Raw genomic sequence first — 20,404 nt, forward strand, 5'->3', positions numbered from 1 at the left:
ACGAACAGGATGGAAACGAATCTCCATCCTGTTCGATAGGTCTTACCAGATCCTCATCCAGCCCAACTTAAGTGAACTGCATTAGAGCTAAAGGGCCTCCTGTTTGAGCCGCAGAGCCAATGCCTTGGCCTCTTCCGGCGTCAGTTGATTGAGAGCCACACGAAGCGCTTCACACAGTTCGTCGAGAATTGGGTCATTGTCTTCTGATCCGGTATGGCGATGGGCGCGTTGCTGGAAGAACAGGCTGAGCCAAAGGTCGAGCGCGCTGCCTTGCCATTTGCCCGTCTTGCGAGCTTGCCCCGACATTGCGATGGCAAGGCCGGCTAGAGCGTCCATTCCTCCGGCGACCTCGTACCCGTTGAGGAAATGGGCGAAGCGGCCGGATTGATCCCACTTAAGGGGCGCGGGCATGGTTGAGAAGTCGCCCTCCAGGGCCAGCCGTTCCCATTTGAGCAGCCTTGTCATTCGGCAGCCTCCGCCATCAGGCTGAGCCTTGGGCGGATCAACGAAACAAAGCGATTAGCCGCATGGCAGAGCCAGTCGAGCTGCTGGCCTTCGTCTGCGAAGTCTGACCTTGGCCTAAACACGCCCAACTCCGCATGAAATGGCCTGTCCGATTTCAGCCGCGCGACCAAATCAAGGCCGGTTTCTCCGCGCAATTCTGCAATGTCGTTGTGGAATTCATCAAAGAGAGCCTGACCATCCTCTTCGCGGAAGGTCAGGAACAGGCCGACTTCGGCTCTGCTGCCAGTCGACCGAAAGGCAGTCAGCCATCCTAGCGGGTCGGGCAGGGGAACTCTCACCCAATTGTCGCCGCCGTGGCGTGGTGCCAGTTGGTCTGCGTGGTCGAACTGTACCTCATCAATGAACCGCTGCCAGAATGCACGGTTGATGCCCCGCCGGTTTACTCGGTCGGGATCGACAACATTCTCCATGGTGTCAGCGGGCGGGGCGCTGATAGGTTCTGGCGTTTCCAAATAGAGCGGCATACCGGCGAGGTCGACCAAAACTCTCTGCTGCAGGACTTCGGTCCGCAGCGGCACCGTAGGCATAACGATAATATTTCCAGAAGTCGTTTGCCAAATCTGGATTTCAAGTAGCGCGAGTTGGGCTAGTCCGCCGCCCTGCGCGTTGAGGTGCTCGGCAATCGCGTGAGTGTCCGATCGGATGCCGTCACCGGCAATGATGAGCTGAAAATCTCCGAGTCTTAGCGATCGTGTTACCGCATCGACGAACGGAGCTTCTTCCAGGTCTGGCCACCGAAGCTTCGCCGCGGCGAAGATCGGGTTGGGATCAACCAAGGTCAGCTTGCGCCTCAAGGTCGAGGATAGATCGCCAAAACTCCAGTGTCGTAGCAAAGCGGCATATTCGAGGATCTGCGCCAACACTTCTCGTCGTGCTTGGGGATTTCGCCAAAGCTTGCACTCGATGACGACCAGCCGGCCACTTCTGCTAACGCCCAGGAGGTCCGCAAATACTGTCCCGCCCGCGCGAGGCAGAGGGAGTTCGCAGCATAGGGGAACGATATCTCCAAGGCCGTGATCGCGGTCGGCGACGATGAGTTCGGGATGTCGAAATAGAAGATCGCGAAGCCAGCGCTCGTCATAAGCCGGCGCTGAGACGCTGGTGGGAGACTCTCCGACGCTCGGTGCATTGCGCACCAGAGGGTGTCGACGCAGCGGCGTGGCAATGTCTTGCAGGGATGATAGGAGCAATGCACTCATTCGGGTATGACGCTCTTTCTGAAAGGATGTGCCGGCTTCACACTGGACGCGGTCACCGCTGGTTCGGTGATGTTTCTGACGTGACTTGAAGTAAACTTCATGATGATGACCAATGCTGAAGCTGACTTCGTTGTCAACGAGAAATGCCGAAGTCACGCTTCAAGTATGAGCGACTCTTTAAAGCAGGCTATAGGTGCGCGAGTTCAGGCTGCGCGGCGCGGGGCGAAGCTGAGCCAGGAAGTGTTGGCTGACCGTGTTGGGCGCACCCCTGAGAGCATTTCCAATATCGAACGCGGCAAACAGCTACCCAGCATTGAGACGCTTGCCGAGTTAGCGCGCATCCTCAAGATGCCATTGATGGACTTTTTTGATGGTCTGGAAAAGACACGCCCGCTTTCGCGCGAGCGGGCGGAACTTGAGGCCGAGCTCCTCGAGACGGCGCGCCAACTGACACCTCGGCTTATCAAAGTTGCGGTGGAGCAGGTCAAGGCGCTGAGGCAGTTGGGCTGACGTTGACAACGGGCCTGGTGCCAGCGCCCGATGTTCTACACGGGATTTTGGGTAGCAAGGGTTGGGGGAATCTTTGGCGCGTGGCTGCGGTTGGCGTTGACACCCAATTTATCGGCGCTGTCGATGTCATTAGCGTCACGCGCAAGATCGTAAGGGCGACGCTGATCGCAATCATACTTTAGACTGCGGGCGGGCTCGTTGTCGTCCAAAGCCCGGCGCCCGCTAAGGGGAAGCCCTCCAGACGGGGGAGAACCCACCTCAACAAATATGTGTCATCTGCAGCTGCCGATAGAGAATGCAAGTCGGCATGCAAGCTCAGTCTATTTGCCCACGCTCCAGGCGGCATGGGGTCGACCGGCAGGCACTCAAAATTATCGATACATACATCGGCTACTTGGGCTTCTCCTCGGGCTTTTCATGGCCAACAGAATTGCCTCCAAGGTACGGCTCGATATCCGAAGCTTGACGATTCTATCCCACATCCACCTCATGTCCGCACCCTCAGCGCCTGCTCCAGCCTGTCGGCAATCTGTGTGACGATATAGGCAATCACCATATAGATCACGACGGCAATCACGAAGGCTTCGAGGTAGTAGTAGTTCAGCGCGGCGGTCAACTGGGACTGGGCGAAGATATCGACAACCTCGATGGCGAATCCGAGAGAAAGGGCCTTCATGATGACCATCATCGAAGTCGTCAGGTCAGGAATTGCCGTGAGGGCCACCTGGGGAAATAGGATACGTCGGAACAGTTGGCCGCCCGTATAGCCCAGCGAATGGGCTGCGTCCGACTGACCGGTGTCGAATGCATTCAGGGCTCCCTTGATAATCTCCGATTGGAACGCGGCGACACAGCCGGTAATCGCAACTACAAGGATGACCCAATTGGGGGTTTCGTGGGCGTTGAAGTTGATACCAAGCAATGAGAACAGGAACTGGAATGCGGGCGGCAGACCGAAATAGGCGAGGAAAATAACGATGACCATCGGAACGCCCTTGAAGACGATCTTGTAAGTCATGATGAGCTCTCGCAGCACCGGTACCCGTCTGTATTCGATAAGTGCGAATATGCTGCCGACTATCGTCGACAGGACGAAAATCATGAGCGCCATTCCAATCGTCACGGGTACGGCACTCAGAATTTCCTGCGTGTCCTGGAGCAAAATATCGGTATCAAACATGGTTGAATACCCTTACGTCAGACGCTCGCGAGGAGCTGGTTCTTGATCGGGGTTGTTGGCGTCGCCTCAGGCGCTTGCATCGGTGATCGAAGCTCGAAGAAGCGCACGATGAGCCATGCGACCAGGCACATCAGCGAATAGATGACCGCCAGGACGAGATAGGTTTCGAACTGGAATTGGTTGTAGTCTCGCTCCATGATCAGATGCGCAGTCGCCATGATGTCGGCCGCCCCGATGTACATGACCAGCGCAACGTTATGGATCAGGTAGATGACGGAGTTCCCATAGCCCGGCAAAGCGAAGTGCACCGCTTGCGGGCCGACGACGCGAGTAATTTTCTGTCGGAACGTATATCCAAGGCTGTCGGCCGCATCGTGCTGGCCGCGATCGACGGCCAGGTATGCAGGCCGCATGACTTCCGACAGATAGCCGCCGTGGTAGAGGCTCAACCCCACCATGGCAGCCATCGTCGCCGAAATAAAATCTTTGGCGCCGAACAGGATCACCAACAGCGGAAGCCCATAAAACGCGACGAACAACTGCAGTACGACAGGAACGCTCCGGGCATAGGACACGTAGAGGTCCACCAGGTGACTGATGACTGGCACCCTGCGGACCCGGAGGGTTGTCGCGATGAGAGCCAGGCAGAACCCGGAAATGAGGGCTGTAAACGTGATGGCGAGCGTCAGCGGCAGTGCCGAGAGCAACTCGGGAATCATAGCAGATACATCCACTTTGAACGCTCCTTCTTGCAATTCAGCCTTGCCGCTGACTAGCGAATATGGTCGCCGACGGCCGTGCTATTTCATGTACTGGACGATGCCCTCGCCGAACCACTTCTGCGAGAGCTTTTCGATCGTGCCGTCGTCTTTCAATTCCTTGAGAACCTTGTTCACATCGTCGGCCAGAACCTTGTTCTCGTCAGATCGGTGGATCAGCATGTAGGTGTTGTTGCTGAACACTGGCTCGGACGCCACGATATCGAGTTTCTTTTGCTCGATGACGGTCTGCTCACCGAGATTCGACGGCAGGACGAGAGCGTCGAACTTGCCGTTCTGAACTTCGTCCAGCCGGTTCGGGTAGGGGATACCGGCACTCGATGCCGTGACATCGAGCTTGTATTCCGGGTTTTCTTTCTGCCAATTCATGATGAACTTGTAGGTTCCACCGCCGGCCGTGGTCGGAACGATCCTCTTGCCGACCAGGTCTTTCATTTCCTTAATGCCGCTGTCTTTCTTGCTGTAAATCTTCATCAGGCTGGCGCCCATGGGATTTTCCGGAATGAGGAACTGCTTGGAGCGTTCGGGCGACTTGTAGTAGCCACCGACCGCGATGTCGTACTTGCCCGTGGCGAGGCCGGTTTCCTGGGCAATGTCGGAGACGCCTTCCATTTCGAACTTATACTGCGGCAGCTTTGCGTTGATCGCCTTCAGAAGATCGGGCTCATAGCCTTGCGGCTCGACGCCGATCGCGCCCCATGCCAGCGGCTTGGATTCGGCAGAGGTGGCGATCTTGATCGTCCGAACGGTCTGGCCATGGCTGATCCCCGCTGTTGCAAGGGCAATTGCGATGCCGCCAGCGATGGCCAGGGCATAGCGGCGAGAAAAACTGGATGTGATTGCAGACATTTCTTAGGTTCCCTTCTTGTTGAGCTATTGAAAAGCGAGTTCCGACTGCAGGAATTGGGCAAGTCGCGGGCTGGAAGGTGCATCGAAGATTTCAGCCGGGCTGCCATCGGCGGCAACCACGCCACGATCCATGAAGACAATCCGGTTGGAGATGTTCTTTGCGAATTGCATCTCGTGGGTCACAAGCAGCGAAGTGATCCCTGACGAGGTGACATCCTTGATCACCTTTAGAACTTCACCGACGAGCTCGGGATCCAGCGATGACGTAGGCTCATCGAAGAGTATCACGTCGGGGCGAACCGCCAGGGCGCGCGCGATGCCGGTGCGCTGGAGCTGGCCGCCCGACAGTTGGGAGGGATAGCTATCTCGCTTCGGGGTGAGGCCGACCCGCTCGAGCTCCCGCAAGGCGATCTCCCGCGCCTCATCTGCGGACTTGCGCTGCACGATCACCAGGGGATCCATCACGTTCTGCAGGACCGTCATGTTCTTGAAGACGTTGAATTGCTGAAAGACCATCGCCGTTCGCAACCGGATCGCCTGGACAGCGGTCTTGTCGGCACGCTGGTAATCCATCCGAATCTGATCGAACGCGATGGTTCCTGAGGACGGCTTGGCAAGGTAGTTGATGCATTTCAGCAACGTGGTCTTGCCGGTGCCGCTGGGGCCGATGATCGACACCACGTCACCCCGCTTTACCGAGAGATTGACGCCGTTCAGAACCTGCGTGCTTCCGTAGGACAGCTTTATATCTTTGAGTTCAAGCATTCTGGTTGGTGCCCTTCACAGTGTGGGACGGAGTGCCTTGACCGCATGCGACATCATCACCCGCTCTCCGCATGGCCGAGAACGTGCATCAGCCGGTTTGCCCAGCCGAAGATCGATATGGCGTGGATCAGATCGATGATCTCGCGGTCATCCATGCCAACTGATCGAAGCGCGGCGATGTCGTCTGCCGTCGCTTCCGACGGCGCCGCCGACAGGCGGCGGGCAAAGCTGTAGATTGCCGCATCGCGTTGGCCGAGCGCTTCAGGTTTGTCGAGATAAAGTGCGGTGACCACTTGGTCGCTCTTGGTCAACTCCGCATGCCGGCGGGCGTGGACAACGGCACAGAATTTGCAGCCATTGACGATCGAGGCCCCCAATGCGCCAAGTTCGCGGTCGGGACGGGCGAGCCCGCCTTCGACATACATGATTGCGTTGAACAGAACCGTGCGGGCAAGATAGCTCTCTGGGTCATGCGCAAGGGTGCGCACATATTCCGAAACTTTCTTGGCCGAAGGCGTAACCTTCATCGCTTCAAGCTGTTCCGGCGTGGCTTCGGATAGCTTGACCGGCGCGATGTATGGCTGCCAGTTCAGCGGCTTCAGGCGCACCGAGGAAATCATGCCGACCTCATCAATCGCAAGCCGGTCGCTACCCGCGTCTGGAAGTTGACGAAGGCAATCAGTTCGGAGAGCGCGACGATCTGAGGATTGCTCAATCCGGCCTGGGCGAGCAGGGCGATGTCGCTCGCCTCGGCCTTTTTTGGCGTCACCGTGACCAGGTCGGCGTGCCGGGCGATAGTCGCCAATGGTTCTTCCAGAGCCGTCTCGCCCTGGGCTACAGCCAGAAGCTGCTCTGTAGGATCAAGCTGATCCAGCTGAACATCATATTCGGCCACCAGGACCGGATCGGCATTCAGGGCGGCCATGCGACGGGCAAGAGCAACACGCAAATTCGGCGCCAGCCCCTGATCGTTTGCCGGGTGCAGCACCGAGAGGCGACATTCCTCGGCCCCTCGCACGAATTCGGGCCGAAACCGCCGTGCAGCGAAAAGGGCATCGTCCGGTGAAAGACCCGCTGCCTTGTCCATTGCGTCAATCACAGCGCGGCCTCCTTGTGCAACAAGGGTGTTGAATCGACCCACTCGTCGCCCAGAAGTTCGGGCGTGTCGTAGGCGATCAGATTGGCGAAGTGGGTTTCGACATCCTCGGCAAACAGCGATGCGGCAATGCCGCGCACAAGACGGTCGGCGCCGGCGCTGACGGCCGGGATGTCGCCGGAGACCTTGCCGTGCGTCAGCATGGCGGCGTCGTTGAAGCAGTGGATATGTGCAAGCATCGGGCAGGAGCCGGGGACGCGTTCGCGAAACTCGAAGGCAGGACCGAGATCCGGCGCGTCCGACATGCCTGCACGACCCGGCCCCATATCCGGCCTATATCGGCCATCCGACCAGGTGCGGATATGTGGGGCGATCGCCGCGAATTCCGGGCGGCCGTTGAAGTCATTTGAAAAACCGGTTGCCGCGATCAGGAAGTCGTAGCGCATCAGCCCTTGTGTGGTTTCGATCAGCAGGCCCTCCGGATCTTCCCTTACCGCAACGATGCCGCAGTCGAGAAAGAACCGGGCATTCGCGTGGCGAGACACGCGAAGCGTGGATGAACGCGGCGGCGGCGTCTGGGTGGAGGCGGTGTAGTCGAAGAACTTCCACTTCCAGGCATCGGGCAATTCATGCATGCCGAGTACGACACCCGGGCTGCCGATGCCGGTCAGCTTGTTGATGCGCGGCATCTCCTTGCGCCGGATCAACATGTCGACAGAACCGGCGCCCGCCTCGAGTGCGGTCGCAGCATTGTCCATGGAAGAGGCACCGGCGCCGATAACTGCCACACGCTTGCCTTTCAGCGCATCGAAATCGATGTCGTCGGCAGAATGGGCCCAACAGGCGCGATCGATCCCGTTGAGGAAATCGGGTACGGCAATACCGCCCAGACCGGAGCGACCGGTGGCCAGAACCAGACGACGGGTGAGAACCCGGCCGGATTCCGCGCCTTCGATATCGATCGCAATCAGATCACCAACGGGTTCGACGGCGGTCATGCGCACGCTGTTGCGCAATGGCAGAGCCAGGACCTTGCGGTACCAGACCAGGTAATCCATCCACTGGCCCTTGGGGATTTTGTCCAGCGACCGCCAGGCCTCAACGCCCCATTGCGCCGTGAACCAGGCGCGGAACGTCAATTGCGGCAGGCCGAGCGACGGACCGTGCAGGGTTTTCGGCGACCGGAGCGTTTGCATGCGGGCAAACGTTACCCACGGCCCTTCGAGCCCTGCCGGAGCCGCGTCATAGGCGACGACATTGGTTATCCCCGTCAGCACCAGCTTTGCCGTGGCAGCAAGTCCACACATGCCGGCGCCGATCACCACGACGTCACGGACAGGGACACCATCGTGCGAACGTGCCGGGACCCATGGCCTGGCAGGCAGTTCGAGGAAGTCGAGATCCTGCGCCAGCTGTGCCTCGAGCGCGGCAAGACTTGTCAAAATTGGCGCGGTGGGGGAATGCTTCATATCCCCGTTCCGTGATTTGTGGCGGATGCAGGATCGGTCACCAGTTGGCCGGCCAAGGCCGGATCGAGTTTCTTGAAGCCGACTATCGATCGTTCAGCCACCGCTTCGACCGCCTCCATCAACGCCTGTGCGACTGGACGAAGGGGACGTTTTTCGGCAGCCACAACCCCCCAATAAAAGAGAACGGTCGCGTCAATCGGGCGGATGGCGACCCCTGGCAAGGCCACGCCATAGGCGGTGAGGGGATCAATGACAGCGGCAACGCCGGTCCGGCGCACAAGCTGCAACGCGCCATAGGCAGTATTCGTCCGGATCACTGGCCCGGTGTCGATACCCCTGGCGGCCAATGCCTTGGAGACGTGCAGTTGGAAACGCAGCGGGTTGAGCAAGGTAGCGACGCGACGGCCGGCAAAGGCCGAAAGCGGTATGACGTCGAGTTCTGCCAGCGGATCGTCCTCCCGCACAGCAGCAACATCGGGCGCCGAATAGAGCCGCAGGACATCCAGGCCGGGTGTATCGAGCGGCAGGCTTGAAAAGCCGATCTCGGCACGACCGCTGCGCACTTCCTGGGCCACGATGGAGGGAAGAAACTGTCCGAGATGTGTCTCGTGCGGAAGCTCGATACCCTTGAGCTCGGCCATGGCCGTCGGGATCAGGCCAGTGCCGATCGCGGAGGTTGTGACAATCTGCAGGATCCGACCCCGGCCGGCGGCGATCATCTTGGCCCGCGCCGCGAGTTCGGTGAAGGACATCAGCAGTCGCCGCGCTTCTTCTTCAAATGCGACACCCTCTTCAGATAGCTGCACCCGTCGACCGACCCGGTGCAGCAATTCGAAGCCAAGTTCGCCCTCAAGATCCTGAATGGTGCGTGTCACCGCAGGTTGGGAACGCCCGAGCATGTCAGCCGCCTTGGTAATGCTGCCGCTGGCAGCCACCGCAAGGAAGGTCTGAAGGTCCCGAGTTTCCATATTCTCCCTACATGTGAAATACGTATGATTGACATCGTCTCATTCATTTTTGATATATGTCAAGCGGAAACTAATGTTCTCAGCGGCGCTTGCCGGCTCAGAGCCGGAGCCCTTGATCGAAACGGCTGGGGGCAACCGAGGTGACTCCAATTCGAAACCTCGTGATGAAAAAACTTGTAGGCCGGGACTACAAGGATTCTCGAACCATAAAGCCTGCAACAGGAGGAATGTTATGCGCGTGAGTATTCTGGGCGCCGGAGCAATTGCCTATGGCCTTGCGGCCTATTTGGCACAATCGGGACACTCGCCAACACTTTGGTCACCGTCGGGACACCGCACCAGAACGTTGGCTACTGGCGAATTGTTGAAGGCGACGGGGGATATCGAGGCGACGGTGCCGGTGCGCATTGCCAAGGATTGCAGAGATGCTATCGAGCACGCGGACGTGGTGGTGATCGCGCTTCCGGCTTACGGCCACAAGATGGTGATGGACGCCGCCGTCCCTCATCTGGCAGATGGAATTCCGGTCATCATCAGTTCGCATAGTTCGTTCGGGGCTCTGTATCTCTGGAAGCGGTTGGCCGAGCGCAAGGTCAGGTTGCCGATCGTCGTTTGGGGCACAACGCTACTGACTGGCCGCCAGCTCGGATCAACCGAAGTCAATGTCACTTCCATTCGCCAGAAGCTTGATGTTGCGACGCTGCCTTTCGATGCGCTCGACCAAGGGTACGAGCTTTGCACGGCCTTGTTCGGCAATCGTTTCGTCAAGCGGGATGGTCTGCTGGCGATTGCGCTCAGCAACCTCAATCCGCAGAACCATCTGGGAATTGCCCTTCTCAATCTCACACGCATGGAAAAGGCCGAGCAGTGGAGCCAAGGGGGAAATGTCACTCCTGCCGTTGGTCGCTTGATCGAGGCTCTGGATGCCGAACGGTTGGCCATCGCTGCCCATTTCGGTATCGCGGTTCGTACGGTCCAGGAACATTTTTCATTGTCGTTTCATGTGCCCATGAGCACTGTTTCGGACATGAACCAGGAGATGGATCGTCTAGGCCGCGGCGGGTTTGGCCCGACAACCATCCAGAGCCGCTATATTCTCGAGGATGTTCCGTTCGGCCTGCTACCGACTGCCGTTCTGGGGAAGATCAGCGGAAATCCGGCGACACTCCATGAATCCGGAATTTCCATCTTGTCGGCGGCTTATGGCCGGGATCTCAAGGGAGATAATGATATTCTTCCTGCGCTCGGCATCGAGGAAATGACAAAGGCGGATCTTGAAACCCTTTGCCGCAAAGGGTTATAACAGCTTCCAGTGCGCTGTAGCCCAGCTGCAGTGAATATTCTCCCAGCCCGGCATCGGCAGGGTCCTTGGCCGCATGCAGCGTCTCTGCACGATCAGGAAGGATGATTGAAGCGACGAGCGCGTTGCGCGATCAGGGCGCTATCCATCGGTGTTGGGTGGCATAGGCCTCATTGCCAACCATTGCTCATGCGACATCGTTGGCAGGTCAAACTGGTGGCGGGTGGTCGAATAACCGTGTCCACCCATTCTGCCGACGGCGTCTAGCGCGAGTTGATCGATATAGAAACGCTCCTGGTCAACAAGATCCTCACGAATGTGCATCCGCATAACTTGACCAAGGACAATCTCGCGCGACTTACCCAGGCCAAGCGTCAAATGTCGGCGGCATTCGAAGGCTATAGGCGCTTCGAAAATGTAGGGGCATTGGACCGTCTCACCGGGCACAGGCGTCAGTCCGGCCTCGGCCAGTTCGTCAATGTGGGAAGGAAATGGGACGGCACAGACGTTCATGGCGTCAACCAGCGCATGGTCCACGATGTTGACTGTGAATTCCTCAGTCAGTCGGATGTTGAGCGTCGTATCTTTGAAGGACATGTCATTATGGTTCTCCACACCCAGGGCTAGGATTGGAGGATCGGCCGAGAGGCAATTGAAGAAGCTGTAGGGCGCAGCATTGACAGTCCCGTCGGGGTGTCGTGTGGTCACCAGAGCGATTGGCCGAGGCACCACTGCCCCGATCAGCAGCTTGTAGCGTTCGCGTGCCGAGATGCGGGCGAAGTCGATGCTCACGCGGCTCCGCTGCCCCACCGGCTCGGGCTGGGGGTTGAGCATTATATCCTCCTGAATTTTGCCAAGCTGCTTGAGAGTTGGTCACCCTGCCTGAGCGTATGTACTCAGGATGGACCGAACGTCGGGCTCAGTTTGATCGCTGATTTGCGCCCGAGCCTCGAGTGCCTCGAGATGGTGTTCCATCGCATGCATGGCGCGCTCGGGATTGTGTTGGCGCAGCGCCTGAATGATTTCGACGTGTTCGTCGACGCCGCACTGATCGGAGTGCGGACGGCTGTACAAGGCTAGGATCAGCGAACAGCGCGATACAATCTCGCTGACATAACGGGTCAGCGGCTTCGATCCCGTGAGTTCGGCCAGCAGAATGTGGAATTCGCCCGCCAGCCGTATCGATAATGGTCCGCTCGTGTTTACTGCGTCCCTTTCAAGTTTGACGTGGCCCTCAAGTGCCGCAAATTGAGCGGGTGTGATCTTTCGCGAAAGCCGGTCCACTACCTCGCGCTCCAGGCAGCGTCGTAGGGAAAATATATCTAACGCTTCCTCGAGCGTCGGTTCGGCGACGCAGGCTCCGCGATTATTCCTCACCTCCACCAGGCCTTCGGCACTCAGTCGGACAAGCGCGTTTCGTACGCTGGTCCGGCTAACGCCGAACTGCTCGCCGATGGCGTCTTCGGGCAATTTCATACCGGGGCGAAGCGCCTGCTCAATGATGGCGCGACGCAGCGACAAGTAGACGTTTTCGGCTCGACTCGATTTGGTCATCGCATCCCCCTAAGCTCCCGCAACTTATCGATCAAGATATATTTTTGTCAATATGGGATACGATTTATCTTGAAATAGGTATACAATTATGCGGTAGTTACGTACACGACCTGCAGGCGGCCGTCGCCGTGCCGCAGACGATAGGCTGCCTCTGGGAGGAGCGCACCGCATGACAACCAATTTGTTGATTAGAAATGTGCGCCCGATGGCTGGCTCCAATGTGGATATTCTTATTGAGAATGGCCGCATTACCCGCGTCGAGCCGGAGCTTTCACCTTTGGGCGGGCTGGTGGAGGACGGCGGAGGTCGCATCGTCGTTCCGGGCTTGGTCGAAGCGCACACCCACCTCGACAAATCGATGATCGGAATGGCGTGGTATCGCAATGAAGTCGGCCCTCGCTTGATAGACAAGATCGAGACCGAGCGTGAAGCCAAGATCCGCTTGGGTATCGATCCGGTCCGCCAGTCGCGTCGACAGGCGCTTGCCTCAGTGGCGCAAGGCACCACCCATATCCGTAGCCACGTCGATATCGACACCGTGCACGGCCTTGCCGGTGTAGAGGGCGTCATGCGCACTCGTGACGAGCTACGAGACCTCGTCGATATTGAGATCGTCGCCTTTCCTCAAGGCGGTATGATGATCCGGCCTGGCACTATCGAACTTATGCGACGGGCGTTGGAAATGGGCGCCGAGGTGGTCGGCGGGCTGGACCCTGCTGGGGTTGATCGCGATCCCAAAGGGCACCTCGATGCAATTTTCGACCTCGCTCAACGCTTTGGCCGGCCCATAGATATACATTTGCACGAAGCGGGAGAGCTTGGCGCCTTTTCGCTCGAACTCATCATCGAACGCACCCGTGCACTCGGCATGCAGGGAAGGGTGGCAGTCAGCCATGCCTTCTGTCTCGGCATGCACGATGCCGATTATGTCGGCCGACTAATCGACGAGTTGGCGGAGCTTTCGATCCATATTCTTACCACCGGGCCGGCATCGCAGCCGTCGCCTCCGGTCGCCAAATTGCGATCTGCTGGAGTGGTCGTCGGCGCCGGAAATGACGGCATCCGTGACATCTGGGGACCTTACGGCAGTGGTGACATGCTGGAACGCGCGATGTTTGTCGGCTTGCGCAACAATTTTCGCCGCGACGATGAACTCGAATGGGCCCTCGACGTCTGCACGCGCGGCGGTGCCGGAGTTCTTGCGCTGGAAAGGTACGGCCTGATGCCCGGCTGCTGGGGGGACATGGTTTTGGTGGAAGGCGAGACACTCGCCGATGCCGTCGTGTCCCACCGGCCGCGCGCGTTGGTCGTCAAGCGCGGCAAGGTCGTCGCGCGAGGCGGGGTTGCGGTGCAGACCTCACCTGCGCAAATGAGCACAAAAACTTATTAGAAGGGATACGATGTCTAAATTAAATTGTATACAATAATGTGATATGTCTATACAAAAAAGGCCCCAGTGCCTTTCGAGGCAACCTAGGCCCCAGGGAACAATAAGCAACGAGAGGAGCAATCATGTCATTCAACAGGCGTACATTTCTGCAGATCGGATCAGGGGCGTTAGGACTCGCAATAACCGATGCTACCTTCACCAAATTTGCCTTTGCCGAGGGGGCGGCGGGCACATTGCGAGTGGCGATCGCCAAACCCGCGGGCAATCTTGATCCGCAGAGCCACTACGCGATCTGGGCCATTCAGGACCTGATGTTCGAGCCGCTGGTGCGGTACGGCAAGGGCGGCCAGATCGAGCCTTGCCTTGCGACCGACTGGAAGATCGAAGAGGGGGGCAAGACGTTGCATCTTACGTTGCGCCAGGGGGTAACGTTCCAGGACGGCGCAGTGTTCGATGCAGCTAGCTGCAAGTGGAATCTGGAGCGTTGGCTAGGACTCGATCAGTTCAGCTGGATGAACTGCTCCAAGTATTTTCAATCGTTGGAAGTGATCGATGAGCACCAGATAGCCGTTCATTTCAAAGAACCGCCGCTGGCGCTCATGCAGGAGCTTTCCTACACACGGCCGCCGAGGTTCCTTAGCCCCAAATCGGTCGATGCGAATGGCAAATTTGTCGAACCCGTCGGCACCGGTCCTTGGCGTCAACTTAGCGCTGACGATACACAAAGTGTTTTCGAGCGCTACGACGGCTACTGGGGCGACAAGCCGACTTATCAGCGTCTCGAAGCCAAGGTCATCCCTGATCCGCGCGCGCGGGTTGCCGCCCTGCGCGCTGGCGAGATCGATCTCGTCGGCGGGTTTTGGATCGCGCCGCTTACCCCCGTTGAGGCAAAGCAGCTCGAGGCCGCAGGGCTCAACGTGGTCATCGATCCCGGCAACGTCACACTGGTGATGGCTTTCAATCCCGATCGCACCGAAGCGCTCAAGGATCCGCAAGTGCGCAAGGCCGTCAGCATAGGGATCGATCGCGCGGCGATTTCCCAGGCGCTCTACCAAGGCTTTGCCCGACCGGCGGGCAACCTGTTCTCCGATGCATTGCCATTTGCTGGCACCCAGCATGATGCCCCAGTTCGCGACGTTGCGGCCGCATCAGCGCTCCTGGAGAAGGCGGGTTGGACGGGTGGTCCCGTGCGTTCCAAGGACGGCACGCCACTGACGCTTGAGATTGTCGTCAGTCCCGACGCCGTTCCCGGCTCTCGCGTCGTGGCCGAAGTCATACAATCCGAGATGAAGGAAATCGGCATCAATTTGATCGTCCGCTCTGTCGACCACGCTTCTAAGCACACCGACATGCTCGAACGGAAATACGATCTCGGCTTCTTCCTGACCTACGGGGCTCCTTACGATCCGTTCGGCACGGTGGTGGCCTTGTGCCTCTCGACCTTCAAAAACGATGTCGAGGGCAAGCTGTTCACCGATCCGGCCAACCTGGACCCGCTGATCAACGCTGCGACAGCGGCAACCGGGGATCAGATCGCGCCATCGATCCAAAAGGTTTACGACTGGCTGCGTGACAACGACGCGATAGCGCCGTTGGTTTACGTTCCCAGCATCTGGGCGCACTCCAAGCGGGTCCAGGGCTTCACCAGCCCGGTCACCGAATACGATATGCCATACGAAAATATCGTGCTGGCCGAGTAGAGGGAGGGCGCGTTGATCCACTTCATCAGCAAGAGGCTGAGGCACTCCCTCGTACTGCTGTTCATGGCGTCTCTGGTTTGCTTTACCCTGGTTGTTTCGGCTCCGGGAAATGTCGCTGTTCTCATCGCTGAACTCAGAGGAGCAGTTGCAACCCCGGGTTACGTCGAAAAGGTTGCCGAAGAGATCGGACTGCATAAGCCCCTGCTGATGCGCTACGCGGGTTGGCTCGGCGATGCAGTCCGAGGAGATTTTGGCATCTCCTACAGAACGGGCCAGGAAGTCAGTGCGGACTTGCCAAAGCGCATGTTGGTCACCGGTACCCTGATCGTTGGCAGCGCCGTGGTTGCGACCCTGCTCGGCCTGGCTCTCGGATTCCTGGGTGCCTTCTGGCCCTACAGACTGCCGGACCGCGTTTCGCGCGGTTTGGCTCTTCTCGGCGCATCGACACCGACATTCTTCGTCGGGGCGCTGATGATCTATGGTTTCTCTGTCACCTTTCAGCTCTTTCCATCCTTCGGCTTCGGCGGTCCGGAAAGTTGGGTGCTGCCATGGGTCACTGTCGCGGTGCTGCCCGCCGCCGTGCTCAGCCGTGTCGTTCGTGTGGGACTGGAAGAGGCCATGGCCAGCCCCTTCGTGTTGACGGCCAAAAGCAAAGGTCTGGGACGGACCGCCATCCTGTTCCGGGACGCGCTGCCAAACATCATACCTGTGTTCATCAACGCACTGGGAACCCAGGTCGGCCTGATGACCGCAACTGCTATCATCGTTGAACCGCTGTTCGCCTGGCAGGGCGTGGGCGACTACTTTCTCCAAGGCGTGAAGTTCCGGGACTTCATGGTCGTGCAGGCCTGCCTGTTGATCTTCCTCGCCTTCTTCATCGTGGTGAATCTGATCGTCGATCTCGCAGTTCTGATGACCGATCCACGTGTCCGGCGCCAATGGAGCTGACCATGAATAGATTAAAGCCTGCATTCGCCCGGTTGAACAAGTTGCCCCGCGTGGCCTTGATCGTGATCGGCCTCTTCCTCGCCCTGGGCAGCTTCGCGCCATGGCTCGCTCCACAAGATCCCAGCGCACAGAACTTACTGGAGACCGGCCTGGGACCAACTGCCGCACATTGGCTCGGCACCGACCATCTCGGGCGCGATACGCTCAGCCGCCTGATCATTGCGGCGAATACGTCGTTGGTCAGCGTTGGCTCGGTCCTCATCATTGCAATGACGGTCGGTGTCGCCATGGGGACCATCGCTGGCTACCACCGCGGTTGGGTAGACGACCTGCTGATGCGCATCGTCGACGTCGGACTGTCCATCCCAAGCCTGATCACTGCCCTTGCCGTGATCGGGATCGTCGGGCCGGGCTACTGGACCATGGTACTGGCTCTGTCATTGGCATGGTGGCCGATGAGCGGTCGTATCAGCCGGGCCGTGGCGGTCAGCATCATGAGCAAGCCGCATATCGAAGCCTTGCGTGTGCTGGGCGCCAGCCCATGGCGCATTTACTTCGGCCATTTGCTCCCCGGCACCATCGGCGCGGTCATGGTCTATGCGACGGCGGATGCCGGGACAGCCGCTTTGGCTGTCGCAACACTCAGCTTCCTTGGTCTGGGCATTCAGCCGCCCACGCCGGAATGGGGACAGATGCTTGTTGATGCTTTGCCGTATCTCGAGTCGGATCCGCGACAGGTTATCCTGCCCGGCCTGGCCCTGACCGCTGCGGTGATCGGCTTCAACATCCTCGGCGAATCCATAGCACTTAATCGCATTCCCAAGCCGCTTTCGAGGCGGACGCTTGCCTTGCGCAGAATTGAGGTCGCCGGCTGGGCCAAGGAGAATTCGGATGCATGACGAACCCCTTTTGAACGTCAGCAATCTGACGGTCGATCTCCTGACCGCGAAGGCCGCGGTACGCCCCGTCGATGGCGTCAGCTACACCGTCCGGCAAGGAGAATGCCTTGCCATCGTCGGGGAAAGCGGCAGCGGCAAGACTGTAATGAACTTCGCGCCGCTCGGTCTGATGCCGACCGGCGTGACGACGAACTTGTCGGGATCGGTGCGCTTCGATGGGCGTGAATTGATCGGCCTGCCGGAATCCGAGATCCGTAAGGTACGAGGCAAGTCGATCGGATTCATTTTCCAGGATCCGATGAGCGCGCTGAACCCCGTCCGCCGTGTTGGAAGGCAGATCGCCGAGATGGCGGAGCTCCATCTCAAGATGACCCCACGCGCTGCGGAGGAGCGGGCGTTGGAACTCATCAAGCTGGTCGGCATCTCGGATCCAGCAGCGCGACTTCGTCAATTCCCCCACGAACTGTCGGGTGGTCTCAGGCAACGCATCGTAATTGCCATCGCGCTGGCCGGCGAGCCAAAACTTCTGATCGCGGACGAGCCTACGACCGCTCTCGATGTGACGGTCCAGGCTCAAATCCTGCGCCTGCTCAAGGACCTGCAGCGGCGGCTCAACATGGCCATGGTGCTGATTACCCACGATATGGGGGTAGTCGCCGGAGCGGCCGACAACATCGTTGTCATGTATGCGGCTCGGGCCGCCGAACGAGGTCCCGTGGACAAGGTCCTCGTTACCCCACGCCATCCGTACACGAGAGGGCTGATCAACGCGATCCCACGGCGGGAAGACCCGATCGGTTCGGAGTTTCGCGGTCTTCCCGGGATACCGCCAACGCTGGGCGCGCCATTCAAAGGCTGTGCCTTTGCCCCGCGCTGCGAGCTCGCAATTCCCGCATGCACCGCAAGCCGCCCTCCACTTGCGCGGTCGGTCGACAGCGCTGTTGTCGTGGCCTGCGCGGTTGTCAACCAAAGGAAGGCAGCAGCATGACGCACGGTCCTGTTCTGAAAGTCGAAAACCTGCAGACGCGCTTCAAAAGCGTTCAGCGAGGCAAGTTCATCCATGCCGTCGACGACGTCTCGATCGAGCTCTATCCGGGCGAGATCGTCGGTCTGGTAGGCGAGTCCGGTTGCGGAAAGTCGACGCTGGGCCGCACCATTGTGGGTCTCGAAAAGGCAAGCGCGGGACGAGTCCTGCTTGATGGAGTGGACCTCACCACACTCTCCGGTGCAGCACTGCGCGAAAGCCGCAGGGCGCTCCAATACGTGTTTCAGGATCCATATTCGTCCCTGAACGACAGACAGACGGTCGGTGAGACGATCGATGAAGCGTTGCTGATCAGCGGGTTGAAATCACAATCCGACCGCAACCATCGTACCAAGGCGCTCCTGGATCAGGTCGGACTGGCGGACGCTTTGAAGGATCGGCACACGCGGGAACTGTCCGGAGGGCAGCGCCAGCGCGTTGCGATTGCCCGATCCCTCGCCGTGAATCCAAGAGTGCTGATCTGCGATGAACCAGTTAGCGCACTGGATTTGTCCATCCGAGCCCAAGTGATGAACCTTTTCCTGCACCTGCAGAAAGATTTTGGGGTGGCGTGCCTGTTCATTGCCCACGACCTTGCGTTGGTCAGGCAGGCTGCATCGCGCGTCTACGTGATGTACCTCGGCAAGATCGTGGAGCACGGGCCATCGCAGGAACTCTACGATCACCCAGGCCATCCCTATTCGCAGATGTTGCTGGCCTCGACACCGGAGGTGGATCCGATCGCCGAAAAGGAGCGCAGGGTTCCGGTCATGATCGGGGAGGTGCCGAGCCCTACGAATCCACCATCCGGCTGCAGGTTCCGGACTCGCTGCCCCTTGGTGGTCGAAGAATGCAAACAACAGATGCCACCGGCCTTGAAGCTATCTCCTGGGCACAGTTCGGCTTGCGTGTTTGCCAAGGATCTCCATCGCGGCAAACGTTCGGCGCTGATTTCGCCAACAGCCAATGCGGCATGACACGTTGACACAGCCTAGCGGCGCACCAATTCACCACGCCGCCGCCTACCTCGACACGAATGCTCACGGGACGGTGGTGCGCCAAACAGTGAGGTCGTGGCAATGAACAGCGCGTCACTCCGGCGCCAAACGGCGCCGGATAAAATTGACGTATCGTTCACATCATCCGTTTGATGTCGGTGTAGGCACCGTTCGTCTTCAGCGTCACGGTGACGTCGGCATCGGTGCGGTTACGCCAGAACCAACCGTGATTGCCGTCAAACGCTGCCTCAAGTACGCCCTCGTCCTCTGCAGCCCCGCGGCCCTTCTCGTATGAAATGTTTTCGCCGCCGCCGTCACCATGGGTGTCGAAGTTCACCGCCGCGCCATTGGCCGTCCAAGAGTATTGTGCCTGTGCGCCCTTGGCCATGACGAGCTTGATCTCAGCTCCTTCGCCGGGCTTCAGGGTGACCGACATTTCGTCTGTCCGGAGTTCCTGGGCAGAGGCGGAACCCATCACCAGTTCAGCGAAGACGCGCTCCAGAAGACTCGACTGCTGATCTCGGGCTGGCACGGCGATCGGAGTGCCGTTTTGCAGTTCGCGAAGGCGGTCATGCTCGGCCTCTTCGGCCAGTTGTGTCTTGATCTCGCCCATCTCGGTGAGCTCGAGCGCTCGCCCAACGCCGGTGGGATCGATGGCGTATTCGGCCGGCAGCACGATGGTCACAAGGATGGCAGCTGCCGCGAGAATTGCGATGACGGTAGAGCGAAGGAGTTGCATGGATGTCGGCAGCTCGGCGCGGGTCGGGATGTCGGTATTGTACATAGGAGAATTCCTTTTTTGGGATCTTTACTTGGAGGCTCAGGAGACGACCCAGCCGGTGAGCTGATAGCCGATCAGCACAAACCCGGCGGTCATCATGATGGTGTTGGCGGTGTATGCGTGGCGCCAGAAACTGTCGGTCCGGCGCCAGTAGCCCATGACAATAAGGATGGCAGCGAGCGCCAAAAGCTGGCCAATCTCAACGCCGACGTTGAAGGCAAGAAGATTTGGCACTAGCCCGTCGGGCGAGATGTTGTATTCGATGATCTTCGTCGACAGGCCGAAGCCGTGGAAAAAGCCGAAGATCAGCGTCGCGATCCTGGTGTTCGGCTGGAAACCGAGCCACCTCTGGAAAGCGCCCATATTGTCGAGCGCCTTGTAGACGACCGACAGGCCGATGATAGCGTCGATGATGTAGCTGTTGATCCCGACGTTGAAGTAGACGCCGAGCAGCATGGTCGTTGAGTGGC

Annotated in this window: 22 protein-coding genes; 8 read left to right on the forward strand and 14 right to left on the reverse strand. The window is 58.9% G+C overall.

All coding sequences use genetic code 11. The features are described from left to right. Positions 1-87: 87 nt before the first annotated feature. Both NKJ67_RS34125 and NKJ67_RS34130 read right to left on the reverse strand, forming a co-directional pair. Positions 88-465, reverse strand: coding sequence for a hypothetical protein (locus tag NKJ67_RS34125; protein WP_127291969.1), 378 nt, complete (start codon positions 463-465; stop codon positions 88-90). Further along, positions 462-1,385 (reverse strand): hypothetical protein, encoded by a 924-nt coding sequence (locus tag NKJ67_RS34130; protein WP_127291972.1) that lies wholly within the window; start codon positions 1,383-1,385, stop codon positions 462-464. The genes NKJ67_RS34125 and NKJ67_RS34130 overlap by 4 nt, the downstream gene beginning before the upstream one ends. Positions 1,386-1,823: 438 nt before the next feature. Here NKJ67_RS34130 and NKJ67_RS34135 point away from each other — a divergent pair, with 438 nt between their 5' ends. Beyond that, positions 1,824-2,234 (forward strand): helix-turn-helix domain-containing protein, encoded by a 411-nt coding sequence (locus tag NKJ67_RS34135; protein WP_023809600.1) that lies wholly within the window; start codon positions 1,824-1,826, stop codon positions 2,232-2,234. Positions 2,235-2,721: 487 nt separating this feature from the next. On the opposite strand, the gene NKJ67_RS34140 is transcribed toward NKJ67_RS34135, so the two are convergent. The 8 genes from NKJ67_RS34140 to NKJ67_RS34175 form a co-directional block, all read right to left on the reverse strand. Then, positions 2,722-3,414 carry an amino acid ABC transporter permease gene (locus NKJ67_RS34140; protein WP_023809599.1) on the reverse strand — a complete coding sequence of 231 codons (693 nt, stop codon included), beginning with the start codon at positions 3,412-3,414 and terminating at the stop codon, positions 2,722-2,724. A gap of 17 nt (positions 3,415-3,431) precedes the next feature. Continuing rightward, positions 3,432-4,148, reverse strand: a complete 717-nt coding sequence (locus NKJ67_RS34145; protein WP_352442493.1) for an amino acid ABC transporter permease — start codon at positions 4,146-4,148, stop codon at positions 3,432-3,434. Positions 4,149-4,214: 66 nt separating this feature from the next. Beyond that, the gene (locus NKJ67_RS34150) at positions 4,215-5,042 is read right to left on the reverse strand and encodes a transporter substrate-binding domain-containing protein (RefSeq protein ID WP_023809597.1); all 828 of its coding nucleotides are present in this window, start codon (positions 5,040-5,042) and stop codon (positions 4,215-4,217) included. Between the two features lie 24 nt (positions 5,043-5,066). Then, positions 5,067-5,807: an amino acid ABC transporter ATP-binding protein gene (locus NKJ67_RS34155; protein WP_023809596.1), complete on the reverse strand. Its 741-nt coding sequence runs from the start codon at positions 5,805-5,807 to the stop codon at positions 5,067-5,069. A 56-nt stretch (positions 5,808-5,863) separates the two neighbouring features. Further along, on the reverse strand, positions 5,864-6,427 hold the full coding sequence (locus NKJ67_RS34160; protein ID WP_023809595.1) for a peroxidase-related enzyme: 564 nt from the start codon (positions 6,425-6,427) through the stop codon (positions 5,864-5,866). Then, positions 6,424-6,894 carry a CMD domain-containing protein gene (locus NKJ67_RS34165; RefSeq protein WP_206535270.1) on the reverse strand — a complete coding sequence of 157 codons (471 nt, stop codon included), beginning with the start codon at positions 6,892-6,894 and terminating at the stop codon, positions 6,424-6,426. Before NKJ67_RS34165 ends, NKJ67_RS34160 begins: the two co-directional genes overlap by 4 nt. Positions 6,895-6,902: 8 nt before the next feature. Continuing rightward, the gene (locus NKJ67_RS34170; RefSeq protein ID WP_352585745.1) at positions 6,903-8,372 is read right to left on the reverse strand and encodes an NAD(P)-binding domain-containing protein; all 1,470 of its coding nucleotides are present in this window, start codon (positions 8,370-8,372) and stop codon (positions 6,903-6,905) included. Next, positions 8,369-9,340: a LysR family transcriptional regulator gene (locus NKJ67_RS34175; RefSeq protein WP_127291977.1), complete on the reverse strand. Its 972-nt coding sequence runs from the start codon at positions 9,338-9,340 to the stop codon at positions 8,369-8,371. Before NKJ67_RS34175 ends, NKJ67_RS34170 begins: the two co-directional genes overlap by 4 nt. A gap of 232 nt (positions 9,341-9,572) precedes the next feature. On the opposite strand from NKJ67_RS34175, the gene NKJ67_RS34180 reads away from it, so the two are divergent. Beyond that, on the forward strand, positions 9,573-10,643 hold the full coding sequence (locus NKJ67_RS34180; protein ID WP_127291980.1) for an NAD/NADP octopine/nopaline dehydrogenase family protein: 1,071 nt from the start codon (positions 9,573-9,575) through the stop codon (positions 10,641-10,643). 138 nt (positions 10,644-10,781) lie between these two features. Here the strand turns inward: NKJ67_RS34180 and NKJ67_RS34185 are convergent, their stop codons facing one another. Further along, a complete protein-coding gene (locus tag NKJ67_RS34185; protein ID WP_127291983.1) occupies positions 10,782-11,474 on the reverse strand; it encodes a flavin reductase family protein in 693 nt (230 codons plus the stop codon). A 39-nt stretch (positions 11,475-11,513) separates the two neighbouring features. Continuing rightward, a complete protein-coding gene (locus NKJ67_RS34190; RefSeq protein WP_352442495.1) occupies positions 11,514-12,194 on the reverse strand; it encodes a GntR family transcriptional regulator in 681 nt (226 codons plus the stop codon). 169 nt (positions 12,195-12,363) lie between these two features. Between NKJ67_RS34190 and NKJ67_RS34195 the strand changes: the two genes are divergently transcribed. From NKJ67_RS34195 to NKJ67_RS34220, 6 genes are all read left to right on the forward strand, one after another. After that, the gene (locus tag NKJ67_RS34195) at positions 12,364-13,584 is read left to right on the forward strand and encodes an amidohydrolase family protein (RefSeq protein WP_352585747.1); all 1,221 of its coding nucleotides are present in this window, start codon (positions 12,364-12,366) and stop codon (positions 13,582-13,584) included. Between the two features lie 122 nt (positions 13,585-13,706). Next, positions 13,707-15,284 (forward strand): nickel ABC transporter substrate-binding protein, encoded by a 1,578-nt coding sequence (locus NKJ67_RS34200; RefSeq protein ID WP_127291988.1) that lies wholly within the window; start codon positions 13,707-13,709, stop codon positions 15,282-15,284. 12 nt (positions 15,285-15,296) lie between these two features. Continuing rightward, entirely contained in the window at positions 15,297-16,232 is a 936-nt protein-coding gene (locus tag NKJ67_RS34205) for an ABC transporter permease (protein WP_023809586.1), read from the forward strand. Beyond that, positions 16,223-17,131, forward strand: a complete 909-nt coding sequence (locus NKJ67_RS34210; RefSeq protein WP_031212634.1) for an ABC transporter permease subunit — start codon at positions 16,223-16,225, stop codon at positions 17,129-17,131. The genes NKJ67_RS34205 and NKJ67_RS34210 overlap by 10 nt, the downstream gene beginning before the upstream one ends. After that, positions 17,124-18,119 carry an ABC transporter ATP-binding protein gene (locus NKJ67_RS34215; protein WP_127291991.1) on the forward strand — a complete coding sequence of 332 codons (996 nt, stop codon included), beginning with the start codon at positions 17,124-17,126 and terminating at the stop codon, positions 18,117-18,119. The genes NKJ67_RS34210 and NKJ67_RS34215 overlap by 8 nt, the downstream gene beginning before the upstream one ends. Next, entirely contained in the window at positions 18,116-19,132 is a 1,017-nt protein-coding gene (locus NKJ67_RS34220; RefSeq protein ID WP_352585749.1) for an ABC transporter ATP-binding protein, read from the forward strand. Before NKJ67_RS34215 ends, NKJ67_RS34220 begins: the two co-directional genes overlap by 4 nt. A gap of 157 nt (positions 19,133-19,289) precedes the next feature. Here NKJ67_RS34220 and NKJ67_RS34225 read toward each other — a convergent pair whose 3' ends face one another. Both NKJ67_RS34225 and NKJ67_RS34230 read right to left on the reverse strand, forming a co-directional pair. Further along, positions 19,290-19,937, reverse strand: coding sequence for a transmembrane anchor protein (locus tag NKJ67_RS34225; protein WP_352442498.1), 648 nt, complete (start codon positions 19,935-19,937; stop codon positions 19,290-19,292). A 36-nt stretch (positions 19,938-19,973) separates the two neighbouring features. Continuing rightward, positions 19,974-20,404: HupE/UreJ family protein (locus tag NKJ67_RS34230; RefSeq protein ID WP_352585751.1), on the reverse strand; the 431-nt coding region annotated here is incomplete at its 5' end.

The sequence above is a fragment of the Mesorhizobium sp. M0088 genome, assembly GCF_040322895.1.
GTDB lineage: Bacteria > Pseudomonadota > Alphaproteobacteria > Rhizobiales > Rhizobiaceae > Mesorhizobium.